Raw genomic sequence first — 24,559 nt, 5'->3', positions numbered from 1 at the left:
CCTGTTATTCGCTCTTTGCGCGCTTAGTTTTCTTCGGCTTGCTATGCGGCTTTTTCTTACGTGCCTTTTTCACTTTCGGCTTGTTGGCATCACCACTCACCTCTTTACGTCCTTTACGCTCGGCAGGCTCTGGACGTTTAGTCGGTTCAATGTCTGGTGTTGCTTTGCGCTCCGAACGGCTTCCCGTCGCGGCACGTTTTTTCGCTTTCGCTTTCTGCTGTGCTTCTGCCGCACGCTTCTTCGCCGTCTTTCCTTTGCCGCGTAGCTTACGACTTGTTTCGACTAATTCAAAGTCAATTTGCTTATCGTTCAAGTTGACCGACAGCACTTTCACTTTTACTGCATCACCAAGACGGTAAATAGCACCGAAACTTTCGCCGATAAGTCTTTGACCAATTGGATCAAACTGGTAGTAGTCGTTCGCCAATGATGAAATGTGAACCAAGCCATCGATGTGCAGTTCAGTCAAACGGACAAAGAAACCGAAGCTAGTTACATTGGCAATCACACCGTCTAGCTCTTCACCTACGTGATCCTGCATGTACTCACACTTGAGCCAATCAGCGACTTCACGAGTCGCATCGTCCGCGCGACGCTCAGTCATCGAACATTGCTCACCGTAGAAGTCCATATCGTCAAATGAGTAATGGAAACCACCGGTTGGTGTCCAACGGTCTTGGTTACGACCTTCTTCTTTGGCGATCAAATATTTGATTGCACGGTGTAACAATAAGTCAGGGTAGCGACGAATTGGTGAAGTAAAGTGCGCGTAGCGTTTGAGTGCCAAACCAAAGTGACCGCAGTTATCCGCACTGTACACCGCTTGCTTCATTGAGCGCAGCAGCATAGTTTGGATCAACTCTTTATCTTGGCGTTCGGCAATCTGTTTTACTAGCTCAGCATAATCGGTTGGCGATGGCTCTAGACCACCACCTAGGTTTAGACCTAGCTCACCAAGGAAATCACGGAAACCTTGCAGGCGCAGCTCACCCGGAGTTTCGTGAATACGGAACAGCGCTGGCTCTTTGGCTTTCTCTACCAAGGATGCCGAAGCGATGTTCGCCAAAATCATACACTCTTCGATGATCTTGTGTGCATCGTTACGAATCACAGGTTCAATACGGTCAATCTTACGGTCAGCATTAAAGATGAACTTCGCTTCTACCGTTTCAAACTCGATCGCACCGCGGTTATCACGTGCATCTTTCAGCACCTTGTACATCTTATGCAGTTCTTCTAGATGCGGCACCAATGGCTGATAGCGTTCACGTAGCTCTTCATTGCCATCGAGAATTTCACCCACTTTGGTGTAAGTCAGACGTGCATGAGAGTTCATCACCGCTTCATAGTGCTTGTAGCTTGATAGCTTACCGCTCGCCGAGATTGTCATCTCACACACCATGCATAGACGGTCAACTTGCGGGTTAAGCGAACATAAGCCGTTCGACAGCACTTCTGGCAGCATCGGTACAACTTGCGATGGGAAGTAAACCGAGTTACCACGGTTAATCGCCTCTTTGTCGAGCGCCGTTTCTGGACGTACATAGTAACTTACGTCAGCAATCGCCACCCATAGACGCCAACCGCCGCCTTTCTTGGCTTCACAGTAAACCGCATCATCAAAGTCACGAGCGTCTTCACCATCAATCGTGACCAAAGGCAGCTGACGCAAATCGACGCGACCGACTTTGGCTTCTTCTGGCACTTCTTCGCCCAGATTCGCAACTTGCTTATCGACAGCTTCTGGCCACTCGTGTGGAATTTGGTGGGTACGGATAGCAATTTGAGTTTCCATACCTGGCGCCATGTTCTCACCAAGAACTTCTACCACTTTACCCATCATGCCACGAGAGCGTGAACCACGGTCGGTGATCTCGATAACCACCACGTTACCCATACGGGCACCGGCTTTTTGGTCATTGGGGATCAAGATGTCATGGCTGATGCGTGAATCATCTGGCACCATGTATGAATAGCCATACTCTAAGAAGAAACGACCCACAATTTGTGTGTTACGCTCTTCCAATACGCGAACTAAACGTCCTTCCTTGCGACCGCGTTTAGAGTTTTGCGTTGGCTGTACCAACACGAAGTCACCATGAATGATGTTCTTCATCTGATGGTGAGGCAGCACAATATCGTCTTCTTTCTTCATGCTGCCTTCAGGTCTTACCCAGCCGTGACCGTCTTTATGACCAATCACGTAGCCTTTCACCATCTCGAGTTTTTCAGGTAACGCATAGCATTGACGACGAGTGAAGACCAGTTGTCCATCACGCTCCATCGCACGCAGTCGACGGCGCAAGCCTTCATACTGCTCTTCGCCTTCAAGTTGCAGTGCTTCGAATAAATCATTGCGGTTTAGTGGGACGCCAGCCTGCGCTAGAAATTCAAGAATGAATTCACGGCTTGGAATCGGATTTTCATAATTTTCTGATTCACGATCAGCGAATGGATCGTTTTGGATTTGGTCTGACATAAGCAAGCCCAATTAGCAAGGAAGGTATGTGGCTATTATATCTGAGTAACGATATAAGCTACAGCTTAGCTGTTACAAAAAGGAAAAATAGCCATGAAATTTTGATAACTTAGCGAGCCAATGTACACGTGATAACCACTACCGATCAAGATCACACTTTACTGCAATTTATAAAGCAAACGTTTGCAAATAAATCGCCTTATTGCCATATTCAGCGCCAATTTCCTATCCCCTCCCCCTTTATAGGTTTAGTGATAACTATGAAACGCACTTTATTAGCAACAGCGATTGCCAGCTTAGGTCTATTCTCAGCAGTCTCAACTGCCGCAGAGAAAGTTGATCTGATGATCACCGACGCTATGGTTCTAACTATGAACCAAGACAAAACTGTTTATGAAAACGGTACTGTTGTAGTGAAAGACAACAAAATCATCGCCGTTGGTGATGAGTCTTTAGAGAAGCAATACAAAGCAGATAAAGTGTTAGATGTGGATGGCGATATCGTTATGCCGGGTCTTATCAACACTCACACTCACGTTTCAATGACCGTATTCCGCTCACTAGCGGACGACGTGCCAGATCGCCTACACCGTTACATCTTCCCATTAGAAGCGAAGCTTGTATCACGTGATATGGTGCGCATCGGTGCAAACCTAGGTAACGTTGAAATGCTAAAAGGTGGTGTGACTACTTACGCTGACATGTACTACTTTGAAGACGAAGTAGCGAAAACCGTTGATAAAATTGGTATGCGTGCAATCCTTGGTGAAACCATCATCAAGTTCCCGGTAGCATCAGCGAAGAACGCAGAAGCAGGTATCGATTACACGCTTAAGTTTATTGAAGAATACAAAGACCACCCACGTATCACACCAGCATTTGCACCGCATGGTCCATACACCAACACCACAGAGATCCTGCAAAAAGTAGCGAAGCTTTCGCTAGAGAAAGATGTACCAGTAATGATGCACCTAGCAGAATCTGATCGTGAGCAACAAGTGATCGCTGAACGTTCAAATGGTTTATCACCAGTGCAATACATGGAAAGCATTGGCGCACTAAACAAAAACCTCGTTGGCGCGCACATGATCCTAATCGATGACAAAGACATCGAGTTAGTGAAGAAATCTGATATGGGTGTGGCACACAACATGAGTGCCAACATCAAATCAGCAAAAGGTGTATCACCAGCACTGCAAATGTACGATGAAAACGTACGTATCGGTCTAGGTACTGATGGTCCTATGTCTGGCAACACACTGAGCACGATTGATGAATTCAACCAAGTGGCAAAAGTGCACAAGCTAGTAAACAAAGACCGCGCAGCAATGCCACCAATCAAGGTTATCGATATGGCAACCATGGGGGCTGCAAAAGCACTACACATGGAAGACAAGATCGGCTCACTTGAAGCAGGCAAACTGGCTGACATCATTGTTATCGATACCAAAGCGCCAAACATGGTACCGGTTTACAACCCATACTCGGCACTAGTGTACTCAGCTAACTCTGCTAACGTTCGCCACTCTATCGTTGACGGTCAGCTAATCATGCAAGATCGCGAAATCCTAACGGTAGACGAAGATGAAATCCGTAAGGAAGCACTAGAGTTTACTGAAGTGGTACGCGAAACTGTTATCGCATCAGGTGAAGTGGTTCAATAACCTCTCTCTACATTGAAGACAAAAATGCCCAGCAATTGCTGGGCATTTTTATAAGTGCAGTTTTTTTGAAATTTTAACGCAGACTTACCAGAAGGTATCGCGACGTTTCGCACGCGCAATAATGTTGTCTGGCATGCGTAGCTCAAGACCTTGTCTTAAGCGTGAAATTCGTTTGTGTTGGCGCTGATCAGCCGTTACTGAGTTGTACAACCAACGGTAAGCATCTTCATAATCGAGTGGGCTGCCGTAATCACGCAGCAGCAGTTCCGCTAAGTGAATACGAGCATTCAAGTTACCCATTGCTGCCGCCTCACGCAGGTAAGGGATCGCGCGCTCTTTATCTTGCTGTACTAACGTACCACGCGAGTAATAACGACCAAGCTGCTCAAGTGCGGTCGGCAAGCCTTGATGAGCGGCGTTTTCCATGTAGTAGAGACCCAGTTCAACATCTTGCTCAACACACACGCCCCACGCCAACATATCACCATACAAAAACTCGTAAGATGGCAGGCTAATACGGGTTGCGCGCGCGACAATATCTTCCACCAGCTGGCAGTTGTCGGCTTTGACTCGTTCTAAATGTTTATTCTGTTCGATCAGTTTAATTAGTTCAGCTTCGGAATATATCGGCACTGGCGCCCCCACATCCGCTACGTTAGCGTAACTAAAGGTCGCACACAGTGACGTCATCAACGAAGCTGCTACTGTTCGTAGCTTCATACCTGCACTATACCTGCACTGTTGTTGAATTCGATGCCTACCCTACCTAAATAATAGGCAGAATTAGTCTCGATAACTGTATCGGCAACGCTTGCAAACTCTTTAGACAAAAATTGCCATCTGTTGGCAATAGTTTGCCACAAGTTGCTGAAAAATCCAGCAACCCTTGTCATCTATAGCGCGGGAAAGCAAGCTTCCTCAACCAGCAGGTACAAAAAAGCCGACTCTAAAGTCGGCTTTTATCAAACTGTGTAACCAATTACTTAGATTCGAATGGGTGAACCTTGATAATTGTTTCGTTACGATCTGGACCAGTTGAGATGATGTCTACTGGTACACCAGTTAGTTCTTCGATACGTTTGATGTAATCAAGAGCAGCTTGTGGAAGCGCGTCTAGTGATTTAGCACCAACTGTGTTCTCAGACCAACCAGGCATAGTTTCGTAGATTGGCGTTACGTTTTCGTAAGCATCTGCAGCCATTGGTGATACTTCTAGTACCGAGCCATCAGCCATCTTGTAACCAGTACAGATTTTTAGCTCTTCAAGACCATCTAGTACGTCTAGTTTAGTTAGACAGAAACCAGTTACTGAGTTGATTTGGATTGCGCGACGCATAGCAACAGCATCGAACCAACCAGTACGACGTAGACGACCCGTTGTTGCACCAAACTCGTGACCAACAGTACCTAGGTGTTTACCTACTGGATCTTGCTTGTCTAGACCATCGTATAGTTCAGTTGGGAATGGACCTGCACCAACGCGAGTGCAGTAAGCTTTCGCGATACCAAGGATGTAACCTAGGTGACGAGGACCAAAACCAGAACCTGCAGCAACACCACCAGCAGTCGTGTTAGAAGAAGTTACGTATGGGTAAGTACCGTGGTCGATATCTAGCAGTGTACCTTGAGCACCTTCGAACATGATCTTGTCGCCGCGCTTACGTGCTGCGTCTAGTTCGTCAGTTACATCAATAACCATAGAAGTTAGTAGCTCAGCGTAGCCTTTAGCTTGCTCAAGTACTTCTTCGTAGCTTACTGCGTCAGCTTTGTAGTAGTTCACTAGAGCGAAGTTATGGTATTCCATTACTTCTTTTAGTTTCTCTGCGAATGCTTCCATATCGAATAGGTCGCCAACGCGTAGACCGCGACGAGCAACTTTATCTTCGTATGCTGGACCGATACCACGACCAGTCGTACCGATTGCTTTCTTACCACGAGCGATTTCGCGCGCTTGGTCTAGCGCAACGTGGTATGGAAGAATTAGAGGACAAGCTTCAGAAACGAAAAGACGCTCGCGTACCGGGATACCGCGCTCTTCTAGAGGCTTCATTTCTTTGATTAGAGCTTCAGGTGATAGAACAACACCGTTACCGATAACACATTTTACGTTATCGCGAAGGATACCTGATGGAATTAAGTGAAGAACGGTTTTTTCACCGTCAATTACAAGTGTATGACCTGCATTGTGACCGCCTTGGTAGCGCACCACGTATTTTGCATCTTCAGTTAAAAGGTCTACGATTTTACCTTTACCTTCGTCACCCCATTGGGTGCCTAGAACGACTACGTTATTTCCCATCTTTCCAAGTCTGATTGCTAGTTAAAAAAGGATTCTAGCACTGAATCACGCTTCTTGCAGTCATTTTTTAATCATACCGATTTAATCGGGTTGTGGTTGAATATCACGTGATAAAAGGCTGAGCAGAGTCAGCCACTTAGCTAAGTAGTGGTTAAACTAGCTATTATTCAGCATAAATTTTCACCTGCAGAGTGCCATCTGCATCAATACTTGCGCGATACATACCGGTTGAATTCATGGCAAAGTGTACTTTTCCTTTGGCATCGAGACCAATCACCCCACCTTCGCCACCAATATCTTTAAGTTCGCCATGAATCACATTGTCACATGCAGTTGATACATCTTCTTGCAGATAACGCATGCGAGCCGCGATATCTGCGGTTACCGCTTTACGCAAGAAACACTCACCCACTCCGGTTGCAGAAAGCGCCACATTGCCGTTTTCTGCAAATGTCCCTGCGCCAATAATCGGTGAGTCGCCAACTCGACCGTAGCGTTTGTTGGCAATGCCACCGGTGCTAGTCGCAGCCGCAAGGTTGCCTAATTGGTCTAGTGCCACAGCACCAACCGTGCCGTGCTTGTTATCATCGGGATAGCTGGCTTGTGAGTAATTCGCTTCCGAAAGTGCCACCCCGCCTTGCTCTTTGATCGCCATCAGTTGGTCATAACGACGATCGGTAAAGAAGTAATCTTGCTCAGTAAAGTCATAGCCTTGGCTAAAGGCGAACTCCTCTGCGCCCTCTCCAAATAAAAGCACGTGCTGGCTATGCAGCATCACGTCATAAGCCAGCGCAATCGGGTTTTTAATATGACGCACACAAGCAACCGCACCCGCTTCGCAGTGGCGACCATCCATAATGCTTGCATCCATCTCAACCATCTCTTTATGGGTAAGAACCGAGCCTTTACCAGCATTGAAATGGGGGGAATCTTCAAGCACTTTAACCGCGGCTACTACCGCATCAACCGCCAAGCCACCTTGGACTAAAATGGCATGCCCGGCTTTTACAGCGAGCGCCAAGTCTTGCTCGATTGCCGTCTGTAATTCGGCACTCATATGCTCAGGTAAAATCGTACCCGCGCCACCATGAATAGCGATAGCAAAAGGAGAAGTGTTGGCAGTATTAACTGATGGCATAACTGGCGCTCCTGGAGGATGCGAAAAGCCCAGTCTACTTGAATGGTATAAAAAACGAGAGCCTATTTGGCTCTCGTTAAACAAAAATGACAGAATCCAGCTTAGCGATGCAACAAAGCAACCGCTTTAGTGGTTTTCTCAAGATTGTCTTGTACCACTTGCGGGATCTTGCTCGCGATCGTGGCGTAAAGACTATCGATCATCGCCAACTTAACCAAACGTGCGATGCCGTTTTTACCCAGCAAAGGCTCTGGTGAGGCAGGCGCGTACAACGGATAGTTTGACAGTTGCGATAGCTCTGCATGGTAGTTGTTTGTAATCGAGATCACCGTGGCGCCAGATTGTTTAGCTAAACGCACTGCATCCATTAAATCGACGGTTTGTCCTGAGTGAGACACCACCAAAACCACATCTTTTTCGCTCAAGACGCTGGCTGACATCAACATGAGATGGCGATCTTTCGGCACATTAGTGCGGATACCAAAGCGCAATAGCTTGTGCTGGAAATCCTCACAGATAATGGTCGACCCACCCACCGCATACAGCTCGATATTTTGCGCATTGATAATCGCATCAGCTGCGGCACTGACCATTTTGGCGTCAACAAAGTTGAGGATCTCTTGCAGCGCGTTGATCGAGTTTTGCAGCACTTTAGTCACGATTTGATCGCACGAATCATCCGGCAGAAGTTGCTCATTTGGCGCATAAGTTTCTGAGTCTTGATGCGCATTAAGCGCATCTTTCAGCTGCTTAAAGCCACTGAAACCCAGTTTTTTAGACACTTTCACAACTAATGCTGTTGATACGCCCAAACGCTCTGCCACTTCATTAATTGAAACAGACTTATTGAGAAAATGCGGCTTGAGGAAGTTCTCAGCAATAGACTGCTCTGTGCGCGTTAGCGATGGTAATCGCATGCGAATATTGGGAATTACTTGATTAATATCCACCGAAAGTATCATTCCTTGTGAAGCAATCGCTTTATTATACATAGGCTCCCTTAATTCGTCATGACGCGCTCAAGCAGTCAATGCCTGTTATTGCGCTAATTGCCAGCAAGTTGCTGAGATTTCTTGTTTACTGCTTACCTTAAAACCTTTATCACTTTCGACGCCAAAGCCTTTGCCGAAAAAGCGCGAGGTGGAAACTGCTTCACCCTGGTTGATAAAGACTTCAAGGCTTGAGTGATCGCGCAGCAACTGCAGTGACTCAACTCGCCCCTGCCATTCAATACTTTGCCACTGATTGGTTTTCAGATTACGGCGCACAGTGCGTAACCCCGTACTATCCACTTCAATACGTAAATCATCTGCAACTTCAATGGTGAGTTCTTTGCCCTGCAAATCATGCAATTGCAATTCTGCCGACAGACCTGCAAAGCAAGTAGACAAACCGGTAAAGCATTGTTGTGAGTGACGCATTTGGCTAATTTCAGCAACAGGTAGCTGTTTTAGTCGCCCGTTAACTAGGGTCAGCTCACGCGCACAAGTCATTTGATGAATCCAGCCATGAGCAATGGTGGGTTGGTAAGCCTCAAACTCATCTGGCTTACCCATCCAACCAAATAGAATGCGACGCCCTTCTTGATCTGCGAAAGTCTGCGGTGCATAGAAATCAAAACCGTGATCCATCAACACACCCTCTTGGTGAGCAAATGCCGCGGTTTGATAGTCAAAATCGCCAACGTGATAAGTCACATCAAAGGTTTCAATCTTTTCGCCATCACGCTCAATCCAGTTTTTAGGACAAGTGATCAACACATGACGATTCGCTAACGGAAAAAGGTCCGGACACTCCAACATAAAGTCATCACTGTGGTGACCATTGAGTCCATGCCCAAATACTTCACCCAGCCAGTGCCATTGTTGTAAATCATCAGACACATACGCCAACACTTTGCCTTGATAATCGAGATCTTCAGCACCCAACACCATGTAGTAACGCCCTTGGTGTTGCCACACTTTAGGGTCGCGCACATGACCGCTATAGCCTTCAGGCAGTGGAAGTACAATGCCTTTCTTCTCTACTTGCTTACCTGCTTCATAAGTCGCTCGGCACTGATAAGCGGTACGACCGCCTTGAGTAAATTTGACATTACCGGTATAGAAAAGCTCCAGTTTTTCACCATTGACTAAGCCCGAACCTGAGTAACAACCGTGCGTCTCAAACTCTTGAGTGGGAGCGAGCGCTAGCGGCTGATGTTGCCACTTAAGTAGATCTTTACTGGTGGCGTGCCCCCATGCTTTGGCGCCATGAGCACAGGCTTTAGGATTCCACTGGTAAAAGAGGTGATACTCACCGTTGAAATAGGCCAGCCCATTTGGGTCATTCAACAGACCGAATTGAGGAGCAAAGTGCCACACCGGGCGATAAGGATCAGAAGCTTGATTTGCTTGATTCAGCGCGATGGCGAGCACGTCATTGAAATAGAGTTGGTCAGCAAGGGTATGTGAATATGTCATCGGATCTCCAAGCCCCCTACGATGAGGGGGCAAGTTTGAGGATTATTTCTCTTCCAGCATCTTGTCTGAGAAGCCCATGGTGTAAGTCAGCGCGAAGGCTACGCTACAGCTCACAGCGTGTACTAGGAAGTAAGACATTAGCTGACCATCAAGGTATAGCAATGTACCTGGAATTACCGTCACCGCCATACCGCTCGCTGCCAAGCCAAGGATTTGCGCTGTAAAGCCACCCAATGCACCACCAATAAGAGCGAACACAAATGGACGGTAGTAACGTAAGTTCACACCGAAGATGGCGGGTTCAATAATGCCAAGGAAAGCCGAAACTGTTGATGGGAAACACAGTGCTTTCAGTTTCTTACTCTTGGTTTTCATACCAACAGCAAGACATGCCGCACCTTGTGCTGAAATCGCACCGGTGATCAGAGCATTGAATACGTTGCTACCTTCGTTAGCCAGCAATTGAATCTCAAGCAAGTTAAATACATGGTGAACACCAGTAATTACAATTAGATCCCACACAAAGCCGATAAAGAGACCACTTAGACCAAATGGTAGATCTAGCAGATACTTAGTTGCATCAACCATTGCCACTTCAACGACGTGGAACAGTGGACCAACCGCTAGCAATGCTACCGCACTCATGATCAATAGAGTCAAAAATGGCGTCATCACCAAATCAAACGCTTCTGGCATAACAGAACGGATGCGGCGCTCTAGCTTGGCACTTAAGAAACCAGCGATAAAGGCAGGAATCACCGAACCTTGGTAGCCGACAACTGGAATAAAGCCAAAGAACAGTAATGGCTGAGCATCGCCAAAGCCCACTGCCCAAGCATTTGGTAGGGCTGGAGAAACAAGCATGAGACCCAACACCAAACCAATCAATGGTGTACCACCAAACACGCGGCTTGCAGACCATGCCACCATCGCAGGTAAGAAGATAAACGCCGTATCAGTCAGAATTTGTGTATAAAGGATAAAGTTTGGAGAAATCGACTCTGGCGTAAGCCCAAAAAGAGCAAGCACTTCAGGACGAGTGACTAGACCACGTAATCCCATAAATAGACCAGTCGCAACCAGTGCAGGGATCAGAGGTACAAACACGTCACTGAATGTGCGAATCGCACGCTGTAAAGCAGTACCCTGTTTCGCCGAGGCTTCTTTCATTTCTGACTTGCTCGACATTGAAAGGTCCAAGCTCTCAAACGCTTCAAATACTCGGTTTACCGTACCAGTACCAAAGATAATTTGGTATTGACCACTGTTAAAAAAAGCACCTTTCACTTTATCTGTGTCTTCGATACGTTTTTTATCAATTTTCTCTTCGTCAGCCACCATGACACGTAAGCGTGTCGCACAGTGCGCAACTGACACTATATTCTCTTTTCCGCCTAAAGAACCAACCAGCTCTTCAGCAATCATTGTGTAAGACATATTAGAACCTGTAGCACGTCATATTTATAGGTAAGTTAGCTGTTATTTAAGCTAGCAATTATTTCTCGCGCCGACTCAGGCGAAGATCACACTTTTTCTAATTTCGTGAATTTTTTATCTTCGTGAACTTTTTTGTTAACTTTTAATTTATTTAAAATCATAGACTTAACTAAATTTAGCCACAATTCACTTTAAACAACTATTTACACGTGTGAATTTTTTCGTAAACTTTTAAGTATTCCCTTCAGGTTAAATAGAGTTAGAGAAAAGATTATGAGAATTGCGATTGGTTGCGACCACGTTGGTATCGAACACAAAGATCTAGTTATCAAACACTTGCAAGAAAAAGGTATCGAAGTAGAAGATTTTGGTGCCCATTCAACAGAACGTACAGACTATCCAAAATATGGTTTAGCGGTAGCGCAAGCGGTACAAAATCAACATGTCGATCTGGGTATTTTGATTTGTGGTACTGGTGTGGGTATTTCACTAGCGGCAAATAAAGTGAAAGGTATTCGAGCAGTGGTATGTAGCGACCCATACACAGCGCAGCTTTCTAAGCAGCATAACAACACTAACATTCTTGCTTTTGGTTCACGCGTTATCGGTATTGAGCTAGCAAAAATGATCATCGACTGCTGGTTAGGTGCTGAGTTTGAGGGTGGTCGTCACCAAAATCGTGTTGAACAAATTGCAGCTATTGAGGAGGCGTAACCGTGTCTAAATTCTGTCCCTCAATGATGTGTGTGGACTTTTCCAAACTCGCATCTGAGCTACAAGAGCTTGAAAAAGCCAAAGTTGATATGCTGCATATCGATGTTATGGATGGTCACTTCGTACCAAACTTTGCATTAGGTCCTGAAGATATCAAAGCCATTCGTGAACTAACGGATATTGATTACGACGTTCATCTAATGCTGTCCAACCCAGATCAATTTATTGATTTGTTTGCTGCGCTAGGTCCTAAGCTCATGTATATCCACGCAGAAGCGCCGCCGCACCTGCACCGTACATTGGGAAATATTCAAGCAAAAGGCATCAAATCAGGTCTTGCGATTAACCCAGGTACACCACTTAGCGCCATCGAAGATGTATTAGATGTCACAGACGTGATTCTAGTGATGTCAGTGAACCCAGGTTTTGCTGGTCAAGCATTTATCCCGAATGCATATAACCGTATTGATCGTATTATTGAAATGATCGAGCGTCAGGGAACCAACACTAAGATCGCGATTGACGGTGCAATTAGCCCTGAAGTTATTGAGCGTCTTGGTGAGAAAATTGAGTACTTTATTTTAGGTACCGCAGGTCTGTTTGGTAAAGAGAAGAGCTACCAAGAAACCATGCAGGAACTGCGCAGTTTAACGCGCGAGTCTGTTGCAGCTTAACCCCCAGCGAACAGAAAGCATTTAACCTGAAAGTAAAAAGCGCAGCCAATTGGCTGCGCTTTTCTTATTCTGCTTTAAGCAAACTTGCGATTAGTGAGAACCACAACCGCCGCCACCGCAGCACTCGTGATCGTCGCCTTTATCTTCGCCACCACAGCAGCCGCCTTCGTGGTCATGGTCGTGACCGCCACAGCAACCACCACCTTGGTGGATGTGACCATGTTCGATCTCTTCTGCTGTTGCTTCACGTACTGCAACAACTTCAACTTCAAACGTTAGAGTTTGACCAGCTAGCATGTGGTTACCATCAACCACAACTTCGTCGCCGTCAACTTCAGTTACTTCTACAGGGATTGGACCTTGGTCAGTGTCTGCTAGGAAACGCATACCAACTTCGATTTGATCAACACCGTGGAATACATTTGCAGGTACGCGTTGAACTAGGTCATCGCTGTGCTCGCCGTATGCTTCTTCTGGAGCTACAGTTACTTCGAATTTGTCGCCAGCTTGCTTACCTTCTAGCGCTTTTTCTAGGCCAGAGATTAGGTTGTTGTTACCATGTAGGTAATCTAGTGGAGCATCAACTGTTGATTGGTCAACAACTGCGCCATCTTCTAGTTTAACTTGGTACGCTAGGCTTACGACTACGTTCTTTTCAATTTTCATAATTGCTCCAAGGCATTATTGAGACCCAGAATTCTGGGATTTAAAACTTTACCCTGCGTATTATGGGGATGAATTTAAGAAACACAATTATTCTGGTCTAAAAATACCGATCATATTTTCATCAGCACGAGGGGTTTGCTCGACCGATTGTGGCTTACGTTGATCTTGATAGTTGCAGTCAACACATTCTACCAGCTCGATATTATTCTCAATCCACCAGCGTAGACTGTCTTGTTGTTGGCACTTAGGGCAGCTTGCCCCGGCAATAAATCTTTTCTTCATCTGACTCTCTTCTCTTAGGCTACAACTGGCGCATTAGTCCCAGAAGTTTTTCGGCTGCTGATCGCTTTCCATTTCACGCCCGAAAATCTCTTCCAGTTCTTTACGCGCTTCTTTGGCTCTTTGGGCCAATTGTTTATCTTCATTGTGCTGCGGAAGCAGCTCTTTGAGCATCGCATTATCTAACTTTCTAAAATGAGATTCTGCGCGCTGCGCCTGATATGGATGCATCCCTAACTCAATCAGCGCTAATTTGCCGAGATCAAGTGCGCCTAAGAAGGTTTCACGCGAATACTTGTCGACGCCATGACTGAGCAATTGATAAGCCTCGACACGACTACGGGCTCGAGCCAGTATTTTGAGTTGTGGGAAATGCTGCTTACATAGATCAACAATTTGCATGATCTCATCCGGTGAATCGGTACACAGGATAATGGCTTCGGCTTTACTTGCTCCAGCGGCGCGCAGCAGATCAAGCTGAGTTGCATCACCATAAAACACTTTATAGCCATACTTACGCAGCAGCTTAATTTGGCTGGCATCGCTCTCCAAAATTGTCAGCTTGATTTTGTTAGCGTAGAGCAAGCGACCGACAATCTGACCAAATCGCCCGAAACCGGCAATGATCACCCGCGGTTGGTTATCCACCACATCACTGGTAATTTGCACCTCATCATCTTGGTTAAGCTTGAGCGCATACCACTTCTCTTGCCCCATCAGTAGTAGCGGTGTCGTTACCATCGATAAGCTAACCACCACCAGCAAAAACGCGGTTTGCTCAGCACTCAGTAAGTTTTGGCTTTGTGCCGCAGTGAATATCACAAAGGCAAACTCACCACCTTGGCTGAGAATCGCCGCCATACGGCTGCGAGATTTTGCCCGGCTCCCCGCCGCGCGTGCTAACGCATAAAGCAGTAAGCCCTTGACGGTGATCAGCGCTAAAACGCCAAGCAAGATCTTCCACGGATGCAGCGCTAATAGACCAAGGTTAACCGCCATGCCGACGGCAATGAAAAACAGCCCAAGCAACAGTCCTTTAAACGGCTCGATGGCGATTTCGAGTTCATGACGATACTCACTTTCTGCCAGCAGCACACCAGCCAGAAATGCCCCCAGCGCCATTGAAAGCCCAAGCTGCTTCATGATCAGTGCAATACCAATCACCAACAGCAGCGCCGCGACAGTAAACAGCTCTCGTACACCACTAGCCACCACATAACGAAACAGCGGTCGCAATAAGAAATGTCCGCCAACCAAAAGCCCGAGAACGCCACCTAGCATCCATAAACCATCTTGCCAATTACCACTGGTGTTGCCAGCCAGCAACGGCAGCATCGCCAGCATCGGGATCACCGCAATATCTTGGAACAGCAAAACCGCAAACCCCGATTGCCCCGTTTCACTGCCTGCCAGCCCCTGCTCTTCAATTACCCGCAAGGCAATTGCAGTAGAAGAGAGAGCCAAACCCATACCGATAGTTAAGCTCACCTGCCAAGACAGCCCCATCGCGTTAGCGACACTGGCAATAAAGGCGGTGGTTAACACCACTTGTGCACCGCCTAAACCGAGGATCGGTCCGCGCAGCTGCCACAGTTTTTTCGGGTTCAGTTCAAGACCAATCAAAAACAGCAGCAGCACCACACCAAATTCAGCAAAATGGAGAATCGCATCAACGTCTCGAATCAGCCCCAGCCCCCATGGACCTATCGCCACTCCTGCCAGTAAATAGCCCAAAACCGAGCCAAGACCAAGACGCTGCGCTAGTGGCACGGCAACCACCGCAGCCGTTAGGAAGATCGCACTGCTTTGCAGAAAATCACTTTCTAGAGCCATGATCACCTCCTTGAGCACTCAATTGGAACGAGGGTGTTTCACCACTAACTACATTAACTCCCACCAGCGGGGTCTGGAGCCATTCACGATAGTGCTCAGCGTGTTGCTCACGTTCATTGTCAGAAACATTGCGCGCCCAATACAGCACCAGCGGCTCTATCCAGTGCATGCGACATAGAGCGGCTGTTAACTCAAACGGTTGCAGGATCTGTTCAAGGGGGTATTTGTTGTAGCCATGCTCACCAAACGCTTCTTGCTTACCGCCGGTAGTGATCACGCTGCGCCAATACTTGCCACGCAGTGCGCTTCCTTCGCCATAAGCAAAGCCTTTTTTACCTAACACTCGGTCAAGCCACTCTTTAAGCAGCGATGGGCACGAATAGAGGTACATTGGGTGATGAAAGACAATCACATCGTGCTCTAGCAAAGCCTTGTGCTCGGCATGAACATCAATAAAAAAATCGGGATAAAGGGCGTAAAGATCATGCACAGTGACGTGTTCAAGTGAAGCAATCTTGTTGAGCATCACTTGATTGGCGACCGACGTTTGTGACTCAGGATGAGCGTAAATGACGAGTACTTTAGCTTGAGCTGTTGCTGATAAATCCATTCCTTGTACAGCATTCCTTTTATTTTCGTTATCATTTTGTTATACGCGGTTGAGAGGCATAACGCAATGATCGACTTTTTCGACCAATCCTCCTACTATGCGTGCGGAAACGATTAAAGAAAAAACAAAACGCTATGATTACCTTCTCTGATATTCAATTGCTACGCGGCGGTAAACCCCTGCTAGAAAATGCATCTGCAACCATCCATCCGGGCGACAAAGTCGGTCTGGTGGGTAAAAACGGTTGTGGTAAGTCGACCCTCTTTGCTTTGATCAAAGATGAACTTTCTATTGATGCTGGTAATTTTAGCAAACCTGCACATTGGGAGTTAGCTTGGGTCGCTCAGGAAACCCCTGCCCTTGACCGCACCGCGCTTGAATATGTGATTGATGGTGATCGCGAGTACCGCGCCCTTGAGCAACAACTGGCTCAAGCTGAGCAAGCGGATAACGGCACACTCGTGGCTGAACTGCATGGCAAAATCGAAACCATCGGTGGCTACAGTATTCGTGCACGCGCAGCTGAACTTTTGGATGGTCTGGGCTTTACTCAGCCACAGATGAGTTGGAACCTAACGCAGTTCTCCGGTGGTTGGCGTATGCGTCTTAACCTTGCACAAGCGCTGCTATGCCGCTCAGACTTACTGCTACTCGACGAACCAACCAACCACTTGGACTTAGATGCGGTAATGTGGCTCGAACGCTGGCTACAAAACTACCCTGGTACATTGGTACTTATCTCACACGACCGTGACTTCCTTGACCCAATCGTTGGTCGCATCATTCACGTTGAAAACCAAAACCTCAATGAGTACACCGGTAACTACTCATCATTTGAAGATCAACGTGCACAGAAGCTTATCTTGCAACAAGCTATGTATGCCAAGCAGCAGAAGCATATGGCACACATGCAAAGCTATATTGATCGTTTCCGCTACAAAGCATCGAAAGCGCGCCAAGCACAAAGCCGCATCAAAGCCCTTGAGCGAATGGAAAAAGTGCTACCTGCGCAGTTTGATAACCCATTCAGCTTTGAATTCCGTGAGCCAGAGGCATTACCAAACCCAATCATTATGATGGATGAAGCATCAGCTGGTTACGGCGATAACCTTATTCTAGAGAAGATCCGCCTTAACCTAGTACCGGGTAGCCGCATTGGTCTGCTGGGTCGTAACGGTGCGGGTAAATCGACACTGATCAAATTGCTCTCTGGTGAACATAAACCACAAAGTGGTGAACTGACGTACTCTCAAGGGGTAAAAATTGGTTACTTCGCTCAGCATCAGTTAGAAACGCTACATCCAGAAGAAACGCCTTTGCAGCACATGATGCAGATCGCGCCAAAACACACCGAACAGCAACTGCGTGATTACTTGGGTAGCTTTGGCTTCCAAGGCGACAAAGCGCTTGAGAAGGTGGCACCTTTCTCTGGTGGTGAAAAAGCGCGTTTGGTGCTGGCGTTAATTGTGTGGCAAAAACCAAACTTGCTACTGCTCGACGAACCAACCAACCACTTGGACTTGGATATGCGTCAGGCGCTGACCATGGCACTGCAAACCTTCGAAGGTGCAATGGTAATTGTCTCCCACGACCGTTACCTACTGCGTGCGACCACCGATGACCTTTACCTAGTTCATGATCGTCAAGTAGCGCCATTTGATGGTGACTTGAACGACTACTACAAGTGGCTGACAGAGCAACAAAAAGCGGACCGTCGTGAAGCACAAGCGGAACAACCAGAGAAAAACACCGCTAACAGTGCCGCAGCGAAAAAAGATCAAAAACGTCGCGAAGCAGAGTTCCGTAAACTCACTGCACCAATTCGCAAAAATCTCACCAAACTGGAAGAGAAAATGGATAAGTTGGGTGAGAGCCTTGCCGCTGCAGAGCAACAATTAGCGGACAACTCACTGTATGAAGCGGAAAACAAGGCTAAACTTAATCAAGTTCTCGCGATACAAGCCTCCAGCAAAGCCGAACTAGAAGATGTAGAAATGGAATGGATGGCTCTTCAAGAAGAGCTAGAGCAGATGGAACAGGAGTTCAGTAATCTATGAGTCATGAGCGCGTATACCTTTCACTTACTCTAGAACGCCTTTGGCAATTTAGCTTGCAATACTACAGTGTGCGAGAAGTGAAGGAAGCGTGCTTAACTCTGCAAAACCATCACCATGGTAACGTCAACCTCCTGCTGCTTCTCAAGTGGTTGGATGAACAAGGCGCGACAATCGCGCCACAAGATTGGGCTCAAGTCGAACTGTGCTTGAGCCGCTCTGAAACGCTCCTCAGTAGCTTTCGCGAATTAAGAAGAAAACTCAAACTCAGCCTACCTGATAGTTTATATCGAGAATCGCTGCAGTTTGAGTTGCAACTAGAAAAGCAACAACAGTCAGATTTAGTTGATTGCATCAATGGGCTTACTCTGCACAACGCCGATGATGAGCCCCTTACTCTGCGTTATTGCCGTCAGTTGGATGGAGAGTACCTTTACTCCATTTTCTCTCAACCCTTTGTACCGGATAACCCAACTGACACGCTATGACAAACTTTACTGCTGCCTCGGGCATGACCAATCCCCATATGCAAACACTAGCGCCACGTTTTATTCGTAAAAAAGCGCTGTTTGAACCTATTTGGCAAACCCTCAACACCCCAGACGGTGACTTTATCGACCTGGCTTGGAGTGAAGATCCGCAATCCGATGCGGCAAAAAACAAACCGCTATTTATTCTGTTTCATGGTTTAGAAGGCTGTTTTTATAGCCCATACGCCAATGGCTTGATGTCAGCCTTCGCCAAGCAAGGTTGGCTATCAGTGATGATGCATTTTCGCGGTTGTAGCGGTAAGCCGAATCGCTTGCCACGCGCCTATCACTCCGGTGAAGTGGAAGATGCACGTTTCTTCTTAGAGCACATTGAGCAGCAATTTGCTCAGCAGACCAAAGTTGCGGTAGGCATTTCTCTTGGCGGCAATATGCTAGCGAATTACTTAGCCGAGTATGCTGATGATCCACTGCTCAATGCCGCTTCAATTGTCTCGGCGCCGCTTGATCTCTCTGCATGTTCAAGTCGCATTGAACAGGGTTTTTCAAAGCTCTATAAAGCCTACTTACTTAAGTCGCTCAAACGTAATGCGCTGCGCAAGCACCATCTACTCAAAGGGGAGCTTGGTCTCACCTACCAAAGCATTAAGCGCGTGACTAAGTTATACGACTTTGACGATTTGATTACCGCGCCACTGCATGGTTTTAAAGATGCCGAAGATTATTATCAGCGCTGCTCGGGCATCCATCGCTTACAACAAATCAAGCTGCCCACCCAGATCATTCACGCCAAAGATGATCCCTTTATGACTGATGCGGTGATCCCTCACTTTGTGCTACCTGACAATATCGATTATCGACTGCTGGATAACGGTGGACACGTCGGCTTTGTCACTGGCTCACTGCTCAAACCAAGATTCTGGCTAGAAGAGATGCTACCCGCTTACTATCAGCCACTAAAAACAGCATAATATCGGAGCCAGCAAGACTGGCTCTCTCCCAATCATAAACGTAAGAGGTATTTATGATTATCCCTTGGCAAGAAATTGCTGCCGACACCCTAGACAATTTAATTCGTGAGTTTGTACTACGTGAAGGTACCGATTACGGTGCGGTTGAAGTTTCACTGCAAGCTAAAGTCGATCAAGTAAAAGCGCAGCTCGCTTCTGGCGAGGCTGTGATTGTCTATTCTGAGCTGCACGAAACTGTAGATATTCAGCTTAAACAGAAATTCTAATCTCGATGCGGCATAGATACTTCTGTGCCGCTGCACCGTGTTTTGTTCACCCATGCCAACGGTAGAATCTTTTAAACAAAAAGTTAAAGCATGTTATATTGCTGTGATATCCAAATAAGTCTGCCCTGCGCAGTACTGACTTGGAGCAAACATAATTATTAACAGGAACGTTAGTTTTAGACAGGGTTTGTCATGTCAGCAAAGCATCCAATCATTGCCGTCACCGGTTCTTCTGGTGCGGGTACCACCACGACCTCCGAAGCCTTTCGCAAGATGTTCAACATGATGGACATCAAACCTGCTTGGGTGGAAGGCGATAGCTTCCATCGCTTTACGCGTCCTGAAATGGATGTGGAGATCCGCAAAGCGCGTGAACAGGGTCGCCATATCAGCTACTTTGGTCCGCAAGCCAATGACTTCCCTGCCCTAGCTGAATTTTTCCGTCAATACGGTGAAGATGGCACGGGCAAAGTGCGCCGTTACCTACACACCTTTGATGAAGCGGTGCCATACAACCAAATGCCCGGCACTTTTACGCCATGGCAAGAGCTCCCTGAAGACAGCGATGTGCTGTTTTATGAAGGTTTACACGGCGGTGTGGTGGATGGCGATGTTAATGTCTCGCAGCATGTCGACTTTCTGATTGGCATGGTGCCGATCGTTAATCTTGAGTGGATTCAAAAGTTCGTCCGCGATACTCGTGACCGAGGTCATTCTCGTGAAGCGGTGATGGACTCAATTGTTCGCTCAATGGACGATTACCTGAACTACATTACCCCACAATTTTCTCGCACTCATATTAACTTCCAACGCGTGCCTACCGTCGATACTTCAAATCCGCTGGATGCGAAGGGCATTCCAAGCTTGGATGAAAGCTTCGTGGTAATCCGCTTACGCGGGTTTAAAAATGTTGACTATCCCTACCTATTGGCAATGATAGATGGGTCATTCATGTCGCGCCATAACACGCTGGTTGTCCCTGGTGGTAAAATGAGCTTTGCGATGGAATTGATCGTCAGACCGATTCTTCAACAACTGATAGAAACGGGCAAAATTGGCTAAAAAAGTGCATTAGGTTGCGATTACTTTTCATACCGTGATCATGTGCACGTTTTCGCTTATAAAATAGCACCCTGTACCCGATTAAAATCAAGAAATCATTCGGGAAAAAGGATACTATTTGAAACCGAAACACAAGATAGCTTGCAGCACTGGTAAAGTGCTCTTATCCTAGTTATCCCCATTTTGGGCTTAGCAACAACATGGAAAGCGCAAGCGTACCCTGCAGAGGAAGTGAGATATTATGGTTCTAGGTAAACCTCAAACCGATCCAACATTAGAGTGGTTCCTTTCACACTGTCATATTCATAAGTACCCATCAAAAAGCACGCTAATTCATGCGGGCGAGAAAGCAGAGACTTTGTACTACATCGTTAAAGGTTCTGTTGCGGTTCTTATCAAGGACGAAGAAGGTAAGGAAATGATCCTTTCTTACCTAAACCAAGGTGATTTCATCGGTGAACTTGGTCTATTTGAAGAAGACCAAGAGCGCACAGCTTGGGTTCGTGCCAAGTCTCCTTGTGAAGTTGCGGAGATTTCTTTCAAGAAATTCCGTCAGCTAATTCAAGTAAACCCAGACATTCTTATGCGTCTATCTTCGCAAATGGCACGTCGCCTACAAGTGACTAGCCAAAAAGTGGGTGACCTAGCATTCCTAGATGTAACTGGTCGTATCGCACAAACGCTACTAAACCTAGCGAAACAACCTGATGCGATGACTCACCCAGACGGCATGCAAATCAAGATCACACGTCAAGAAATCGGTCAAATCGTTGGCTGTTCTCGTGAGACTGTTGGTCGTATCTTGAAGATGCTTGAAGAGCAGAACCTAATCTCTGCTCACGGTAAGACTATCGTTGTGTACGGCACTCGCTAATTCACACCGAGTGAACAAATAAGATTGCAAAAGCCACCCTTGGGTGGCTTTTTTCTTTAGCGGAATCGAGAATTTGGAACGCTTTGCTCCGAGAGCGGACTTCGTCCTTCGAGATAAAACAACTTAAACCCCGTTCCATACACAAAGCACTCCAATATCCGTAAGCGACAGCGTTCCCGCATCCGTAAGCGACAGCGTTCCGTTACCCGTTAGTACTCTCAAATATCTTATCGGCTGATGCAGCAACAAAGCCGGGGTAAAGCTCCCCGTCTGCCATCGGGTAGCGTTTGGCAAACTCGTAGAAACCGCCGGGAATCAACATCACGCCATCATCAAAGTCGACTTGTACTTTATCTGCCATGGTAGACGATTGTTCTAGTAACACATCAGCAGAGCCTTTAACTTCACCGCCCGATTGGTTAATCACAAAGCCTGAAGCTTTCAGGTAATCATTCACCTGCTGCACTTGGTCAAACTGATTGAGCTGATTAACACTCACAGTAAAGTGGTTGGCACCATAACCGTGCGCGGCTAACCACGCGGCGTACTCACTCTCTTGTGCGAGCAGTTGATAATCTTGATGCGTTAATTGCCAAGGGCGACCGGCATACAAAAACTCACTGCCTTGCATGTCCTCCGCGGAAACTTGTGCAACCAACTGCTTCACAATCGCTTGTAGCTGCGCAGAGCACTCTTCGACTTTGAGTTGACTAATAAACACTTTCGGTTGCGTTGGATCAGGGTGTTGGTAGTGCTTGGCGACCAGTTTTTTAGCTTCAAACAGGTAATCTCCTGCCTCTTGGTAGCCTAACGCCAAGAAAGGTTTAGCTAACACCTCTAACTCAACCGGCGCTAAGTTAAAGGTACGCAGGGCAATGTGGTCATTGATGAGCGGTTCATCTTCTTGCAGCAATTTATGCACATTACCCGCTGAGGGGCAAAGGCGCGAAGTATAGTCTTCCCATAGCGACTGGAACAATCTATCTGGCGTCATAACGCCTCCTTGTTTCGGTGTAGGGTGTTGTTATTGTTCTTTGAGTAGTCAATCAAGTGTAGTGTAAGACTCAGTCACCGGAGTCTAAACCTATGTGACTGAGTCTAAGTTTTTATAGTGTGATGCCCGGGCTCAGACTTTCAGGTAACTCGGTATGTTCGCCTTCCATTGATGCCATTGGGTAAGCACAGTAGTCCGCTGCGTAGTAAGCACTTGGGCGTAAGTTACCCGATGCGCCCGGTCCACCAAATGGCGCATCGCCACTGGCTCCGGTTAACTGACGATTACGGTTAACGATACCGGCGCGAATGTGCTCAACAAAATATTCCCACTCCGCGTCATCGGTGGAGACTAACCCTGCCGACAAACCAAAGCGGGTATCATTGGCGAACTCTACCGCTTGCTCAATGCCTTGATAGCGAATCACTTGCAGCAAAGGACCGAAATACTCTTCATCTGGCAACGATTCGACAGCCGTTACATCAATGATGCCCGGAGAAACAAACGCGCATGAACCTAACTTAGCTTCAATCAGACTTTCACCACCGAGTGATTGCAGGTTTTGCTGCGCATCGAGGATTATGTTCGCCGCCGATAAAGAGATCTGCGGCCCCATAAATGGCGCCGGATCGGCAAAAGGTTGGTCAACGCGAATATTGCGCGTGGCTTCAACCAGCCTTACCAGCAGTTGATCGCCTTTATCGCCGCTTGGTACATACAGTCGGCGCGCACAGGTGCAACGCTGCCCTGCGCTGATAAATGCGGATTGGATAATGGTATAGACGGTCGCATCAAGATCGCCGTACTGATCTGAAATCACCATTGGGTTGTTACCGCCCATTTCCAGAGCCAGCATCTTATCGGGCTGTCCGGCAAACTGACGATGAAGCACATGACCAGTATTGGCGCTACCAGTAAACAGCAATCCATCAATCCGTTTTGATTCAGCCAGCGCGATGCCAGTCTCCCTTGCCCCTTGCACAAGATTAATCACGCCATCTGGCAGACCCGCTTTCTGCCATAGCTTCATTGCCAGTTCACCGGTCCACGGCGTTTGCTCCGACGGCTTAAACACCACGCTATTACCGGCCAACAGCGCCGGCACGATATGCCCATTGGGTAAATGAGCAGGAAAATTATACGGACCAAAAACTGCCATCACGCCTAACGGTCTGTGACGCAGGACGATTTGATTACCTGCCGCCTCACGTTGCGACTCACCGGTACGCTGATGATAAGCACGAATTGAAATGGCAATTTTACCCGCCATTGCCGCCGCTTCCGTACGGGTTTCCCACAGCGGTTTTCCTGTTTCTTTAGCAATCACCTCAGCGATTTGCTCGCTGTTGGCTTTTACCAGCTCGGCAAAGCGCAACACGATCGCTTCACGCTGCTCAAAGCTCAGCTTTTTCCAACTTAGAAACGCGCTTCGGGCTGCCGATACCGCTTGCTCTACTTGCGCGGCTGTTGCACTACGACCTTGCCATACCACTTCACCATTGTATGGGCTAGTTGATTCGATGACTTTACCTGCACCTTCTAGCCACTTACCTGCAATCCACTGTGTCATATCATCTGTCCTTAACTGTTGAACA

Annotated in this window: 22 protein-coding genes; 9 read left to right on the top strand and 13 right to left on the bottom strand. The window is 47.1% G+C overall.

The window, feature by feature from the left end:
* Positions 1-4: 4 nt before the first annotated feature.
* Positions 5-2,479, bottom strand: a complete 2,475-nt coding sequence (gene rnr, locus DPF93_RS17270) for a ribonuclease R (protein ID WP_114767348.1) — start codon at positions 2,477-2,479, stop codon at positions 5-7.
* 254 nt (positions 2,480-2,733) lie between these two features.
* On the opposite strand from rnr, the gene DPF93_RS17265 reads away from it, so the two are divergent.
* Positions 2,734-4,143: an amidohydrolase gene (locus DPF93_RS17265; protein ID WP_114767375.1), complete on the top strand. Its 1,410-nt coding sequence runs from the start codon at positions 2,734-2,736 to the stop codon at positions 4,141-4,143.
* Positions 4,144-4,227: 84 nt separating this feature from the next.
* Here the strand turns inward: DPF93_RS17265 and motX are convergent, their stop codons facing one another.
* The 6 genes from motX to DPF93_RS17235 form a co-directional block, all read right to left on the bottom strand.
* On the bottom strand, positions 4,228-4,863 hold the full coding sequence (gene motX, locus DPF93_RS17260; RefSeq protein WP_114767347.1) for a flagellar protein MotX: 636 nt from the start codon (positions 4,861-4,863) through the stop codon (positions 4,228-4,230).
* Positions 4,864-5,122: 259 nt separating this feature from the next.
* Entirely contained in the window at positions 5,123-6,442 is a 1,320-nt protein-coding gene (locus tag DPF93_RS17255) for an adenylosuccinate synthase (protein WP_114767346.1), read from the bottom strand.
* Between the two features lie 163 nt (positions 6,443-6,605).
* Positions 6,606-7,580, bottom strand: a complete 975-nt coding sequence (locus DPF93_RS17250; RefSeq protein WP_114767345.1) for an isoaspartyl peptidase/L-asparaginase family protein — start codon at positions 7,578-7,580, stop codon at positions 6,606-6,608.
* A gap of 101 nt (positions 7,581-7,681) precedes the next feature.
* Positions 7,682-8,572 carry an SIS domain-containing protein gene (locus DPF93_RS17245; protein WP_244204750.1) on the bottom strand — a complete coding sequence of 297 codons (891 nt, stop codon included), beginning with the start codon at positions 8,570-8,572 and terminating at the stop codon, positions 7,682-7,684.
* 45 nt (positions 8,573-8,617) lie between these two features.
* Positions 8,618-10,042 (bottom strand): glycoside hydrolase family 32 protein, encoded by a 1,425-nt coding sequence (locus DPF93_RS17240; protein WP_114767344.1) that lies wholly within the window; start codon positions 10,040-10,042, stop codon positions 8,618-8,620.
* Between the two features lie 42 nt (positions 10,043-10,084).
* Entirely contained in the window at positions 10,085-11,479 is a 1,395-nt protein-coding gene (locus tag DPF93_RS17235) for a sucrose-specific PTS transporter subunit IIBC (protein ID WP_114767343.1), read from the bottom strand.
* Positions 11,480-11,752: 273 nt separating this feature from the next.
* On the opposite strand from DPF93_RS17235, the gene rpiB reads away from it, so the two are divergent.
* Together rpiB and rpe are read left to right on the top strand one after the other, a co-directional pair.
* On the top strand, positions 11,753-12,193 hold the full coding sequence (rpiB, locus tag DPF93_RS17230; protein ID WP_114767342.1) for a ribose 5-phosphate isomerase B: 441 nt from the start codon (positions 11,753-11,755) through the stop codon (positions 12,191-12,193).
* A 2-nt stretch (positions 12,194-12,195) separates the two neighbouring features.
* Positions 12,196-12,867: a ribulose-phosphate 3-epimerase gene (gene rpe, locus DPF93_RS17225; protein ID WP_114767341.1), complete on the top strand. Its 672-nt coding sequence runs from the start codon at positions 12,196-12,198 to the stop codon at positions 12,865-12,867.
* 90 nt (positions 12,868-12,957) lie between these two features.
* Here the strand turns inward: rpe and slyD are convergent, their stop codons facing one another.
* From slyD to kefG, 4 genes are all read right to left on the bottom strand, one after another.
* Positions 12,958-13,533, bottom strand: a complete 576-nt coding sequence (slyD, locus tag DPF93_RS17220) for a peptidylprolyl isomerase (protein WP_114767340.1) — start codon at positions 13,531-13,533, stop codon at positions 12,958-12,960.
* An 87-nt stretch (positions 13,534-13,620) separates the two neighbouring features.
* Entirely contained in the window at positions 13,621-13,815 is a 195-nt protein-coding gene (locus DPF93_RS17215; protein WP_114767339.1) for a YheV family putative zinc ribbon protein, read from the bottom strand.
* A gap of 33 nt (positions 13,816-13,848) precedes the next feature.
* Positions 13,849-15,645 carry a glutathione-regulated potassium-efflux system protein KefB gene (gene kefB, locus DPF93_RS17210; RefSeq protein ID WP_114767338.1) on the bottom strand — a complete coding sequence of 599 codons (1,797 nt, stop codon included), beginning with the start codon at positions 15,643-15,645 and terminating at the stop codon, positions 13,849-13,851.
* Complete coding sequence (gene kefG, locus DPF93_RS17205; RefSeq protein ID WP_114767337.1) at positions 15,629-16,255, bottom strand: glutathione-regulated potassium-efflux system ancillary protein KefG; 627 nt, start codon at positions 16,253-16,255, stop codon at positions 15,629-15,631. The genes kefB and kefG overlap by 17 nt, the downstream gene beginning before the upstream one ends.
* A 134-nt stretch (positions 16,256-16,389) precedes the next feature.
* Here kefG and DPF93_RS17200 point away from each other — a divergent pair, with 134 nt between their 5' ends.
* The 6 genes from DPF93_RS17200 to crp all read left to right on the top strand — a co-directional run bounded on the left by DPF93_RS17200 (position 16,390) and on the right by crp (position 21,970).
* Entirely contained in the window at positions 16,390-18,312 is a 1,923-nt protein-coding gene (locus tag DPF93_RS17200) for an ABC transporter ATP-binding protein (RefSeq protein WP_114767336.1), read from the top strand.
* Complete coding sequence (locus DPF93_RS17195; protein ID WP_114767335.1) at positions 18,309-18,797, top strand: TIGR02444 family protein; 489 nt, start codon at positions 18,309-18,311, stop codon at positions 18,795-18,797. Before DPF93_RS17200 ends, DPF93_RS17195 begins: the two co-directional genes overlap by 4 nt.
* Complete coding sequence (locus DPF93_RS17190) at positions 18,794-19,768, top strand: hydrolase (protein ID WP_114767334.1); 975 nt, start codon at positions 18,794-18,796, stop codon at positions 19,766-19,768. The genes DPF93_RS17195 and DPF93_RS17190 overlap by 4 nt, the downstream gene beginning before the upstream one ends.
* Before the next feature lie 53 nt (positions 19,769-19,821).
* Complete coding sequence (locus DPF93_RS17185; protein WP_075651076.1) at positions 19,822-20,034, top strand: YheU family protein; 213 nt, start codon at positions 19,822-19,824, stop codon at positions 20,032-20,034.
* 192 nt (positions 20,035-20,226) lie between these two features.
* Positions 20,227-21,096, top strand: a complete 870-nt coding sequence (locus DPF93_RS17180; protein ID WP_114767333.1) for a phosphoribulokinase — start codon at positions 20,227-20,229, stop codon at positions 21,094-21,096.
* 241 nt (positions 21,097-21,337) lie between these two features.
* Positions 21,338-21,970, top strand: a complete 633-nt coding sequence (gene crp / locus DPF93_RS17175; RefSeq protein WP_005597159.1) for a cAMP-activated global transcriptional regulator CRP — start codon at positions 21,338-21,340, stop codon at positions 21,968-21,970.
* Between the two features lie 202 nt (positions 21,971-22,172).
* Here crp and DPF93_RS17170 read toward each other — a convergent pair whose 3' ends face one another.
* Both DPF93_RS17170 and astD read right to left on the bottom strand, forming a co-directional pair.
* Entirely contained in the window at positions 22,173-22,964 is a 792-nt protein-coding gene (locus DPF93_RS17170) for a DUF1338 domain-containing protein (protein WP_114767332.1), read from the bottom strand.
* A 112-nt stretch (positions 22,965-23,076) separates the two neighbouring features.
* The gene (astD, locus tag DPF93_RS17165) at positions 23,077-24,534 is read right to left on the bottom strand and encodes a succinylglutamate-semialdehyde dehydrogenase (RefSeq protein ID WP_114767331.1); all 1,458 of its coding nucleotides are present in this window, start codon (positions 24,532-24,534) and stop codon (positions 23,077-23,079) included.
* Positions 24,535-24,559: the final 25 nt, after the last annotated feature.

This window comes from Vibrio rhodolitus (assembly GCF_003350325.1).
GTDB classification, from domain to species: Bacteria; Pseudomonadota; Gammaproteobacteria; order Enterobacterales; family Vibrionaceae; genus Vibrio; species Vibrio rhodolitus.
The sequence above is the reverse complement of the archived record's forward strand: the minus strand, read 5'-3'. Positions and strand labels throughout refer to the sequence as shown.

What these genes read in the sequence shown, in the direction of transcription:
- DPF93_RS17180 (WP_114767333.1), top strand. Translation starts at nt 20,227, where the DNA reads ATGTCAGCAAAGCATCCAATCATTGCCGTCACCGGTTCTTCTGGTGCG.
- kefB (WP_114767338.1), bottom strand. Translation starts at nt 15,645, where the DNA reads ATGGCTCTAGAAAGTGATTTTCTGCAAAGCAGTGCGATCTTCCTAACG.
- DPF93_RS17240 (WP_114767344.1), bottom strand. Translation starts at nt 10,042, where the DNA reads ATGACATATTCACATACCCTTGCTGACCAACTCTATTTCAATGACGTG.
- DPF93_RS17215 (WP_114767339.1), bottom strand. Translation starts at nt 13,815, where the DNA reads ATGAAGAAAAGATTTATTGCCGGGGCAAGCTGCCCTAAGTGCCAACAA.
- motX (WP_114767347.1), bottom strand. Translation starts at nt 4,863, where the DNA reads ATGAAGCTACGAACAGTAGCAGCTTCGTTGATGACGTCACTGTGTGCG.
- DPF93_RS17255 (WP_114767346.1), bottom strand. Translation starts at nt 6,442, where the DNA reads ATGGGAAATAACGTAGTCGTTCTAGGCACCCAATGGGGTGACGAAGGT.
- DPF93_RS17195 (WP_114767335.1), top strand. Translation starts at nt 18,309, where the DNA reads ATGAGTCATGAGCGCGTATACCTTTCACTTACTCTAGAACGCCTTTGG.
- DPF93_RS17185 (WP_075651076.1), top strand. Translation starts at nt 19,822, where the DNA reads ATGATTATCCCTTGGCAAGAAATTGCTGCCGACACCCTAGACAATTTA.
- DPF93_RS17245 (WP_244204750.1), bottom strand. Translation starts at nt 8,572, where the DNA reads ATGTATAATAAAGCGATTGCTTCACAAGGAATGATACTTTCGGTGGAT.
- slyD (WP_114767340.1), bottom strand. Translation starts at nt 13,533, where the DNA reads ATGAAAATTGAAAAGAACGTAGTCGTAAGCCTAGCGTACCAAGTTAAA.
- rnr (WP_114767348.1), bottom strand. Translation starts at nt 2,479, where the DNA reads ATGTCAGACCAAATCCAAAACGATCCATTCGCTGATCGTGAATCAGAA.
- kefG (WP_114767337.1), bottom strand. Translation starts at nt 16,255, where the DNA reads ATGGATTTATCAGCAACAGCTCAAGCTAAAGTACTCGTCATTTACGCT.
- DPF93_RS17235 (WP_114767343.1), bottom strand. Translation starts at nt 11,479, where the DNA reads ATGTCTTACACAATGATTGCTGAAGAGCTGGTTGGTTCTTTAGGCGGA.
- crp (WP_005597159.1), top strand. Translation starts at nt 21,338, where the DNA reads ATGGTTCTAGGTAAACCTCAAACCGATCCAACATTAGAGTGGTTCCTT.
- DPF93_RS17250 (WP_114767345.1), bottom strand. Translation starts at nt 7,580, where the DNA reads ATGCCATCAGTTAATACTGCCAACACTTCTCCTTTTGCTATCGCTATT.
- astD (WP_114767331.1), bottom strand. Translation starts at nt 24,534, where the DNA reads ATGACACAGTGGATTGCAGGTAAGTGGCTAGAAGGTGCAGGTAAAGTC.
- DPF93_RS17200 (WP_114767336.1), top strand. Translation starts at nt 16,390, where the DNA reads ATGATTACCTTCTCTGATATTCAATTGCTACGCGGCGGTAAACCCCTG.
- DPF93_RS17170 (WP_114767332.1), bottom strand. Translation starts at nt 22,964, where the DNA reads ATGACGCCAGATAGATTGTTCCAGTCGCTATGGGAAGACTATACTTCG.
- DPF93_RS17190 (WP_114767334.1), top strand. Translation starts at nt 18,794, where the DNA reads ATGACAAACTTTACTGCTGCCTCGGGCATGACCAATCCCCATATGCAA.
- rpiB (WP_114767342.1), top strand. Translation starts at nt 11,753, where the DNA reads ATGAGAATTGCGATTGGTTGCGACCACGTTGGTATCGAACACAAAGAT.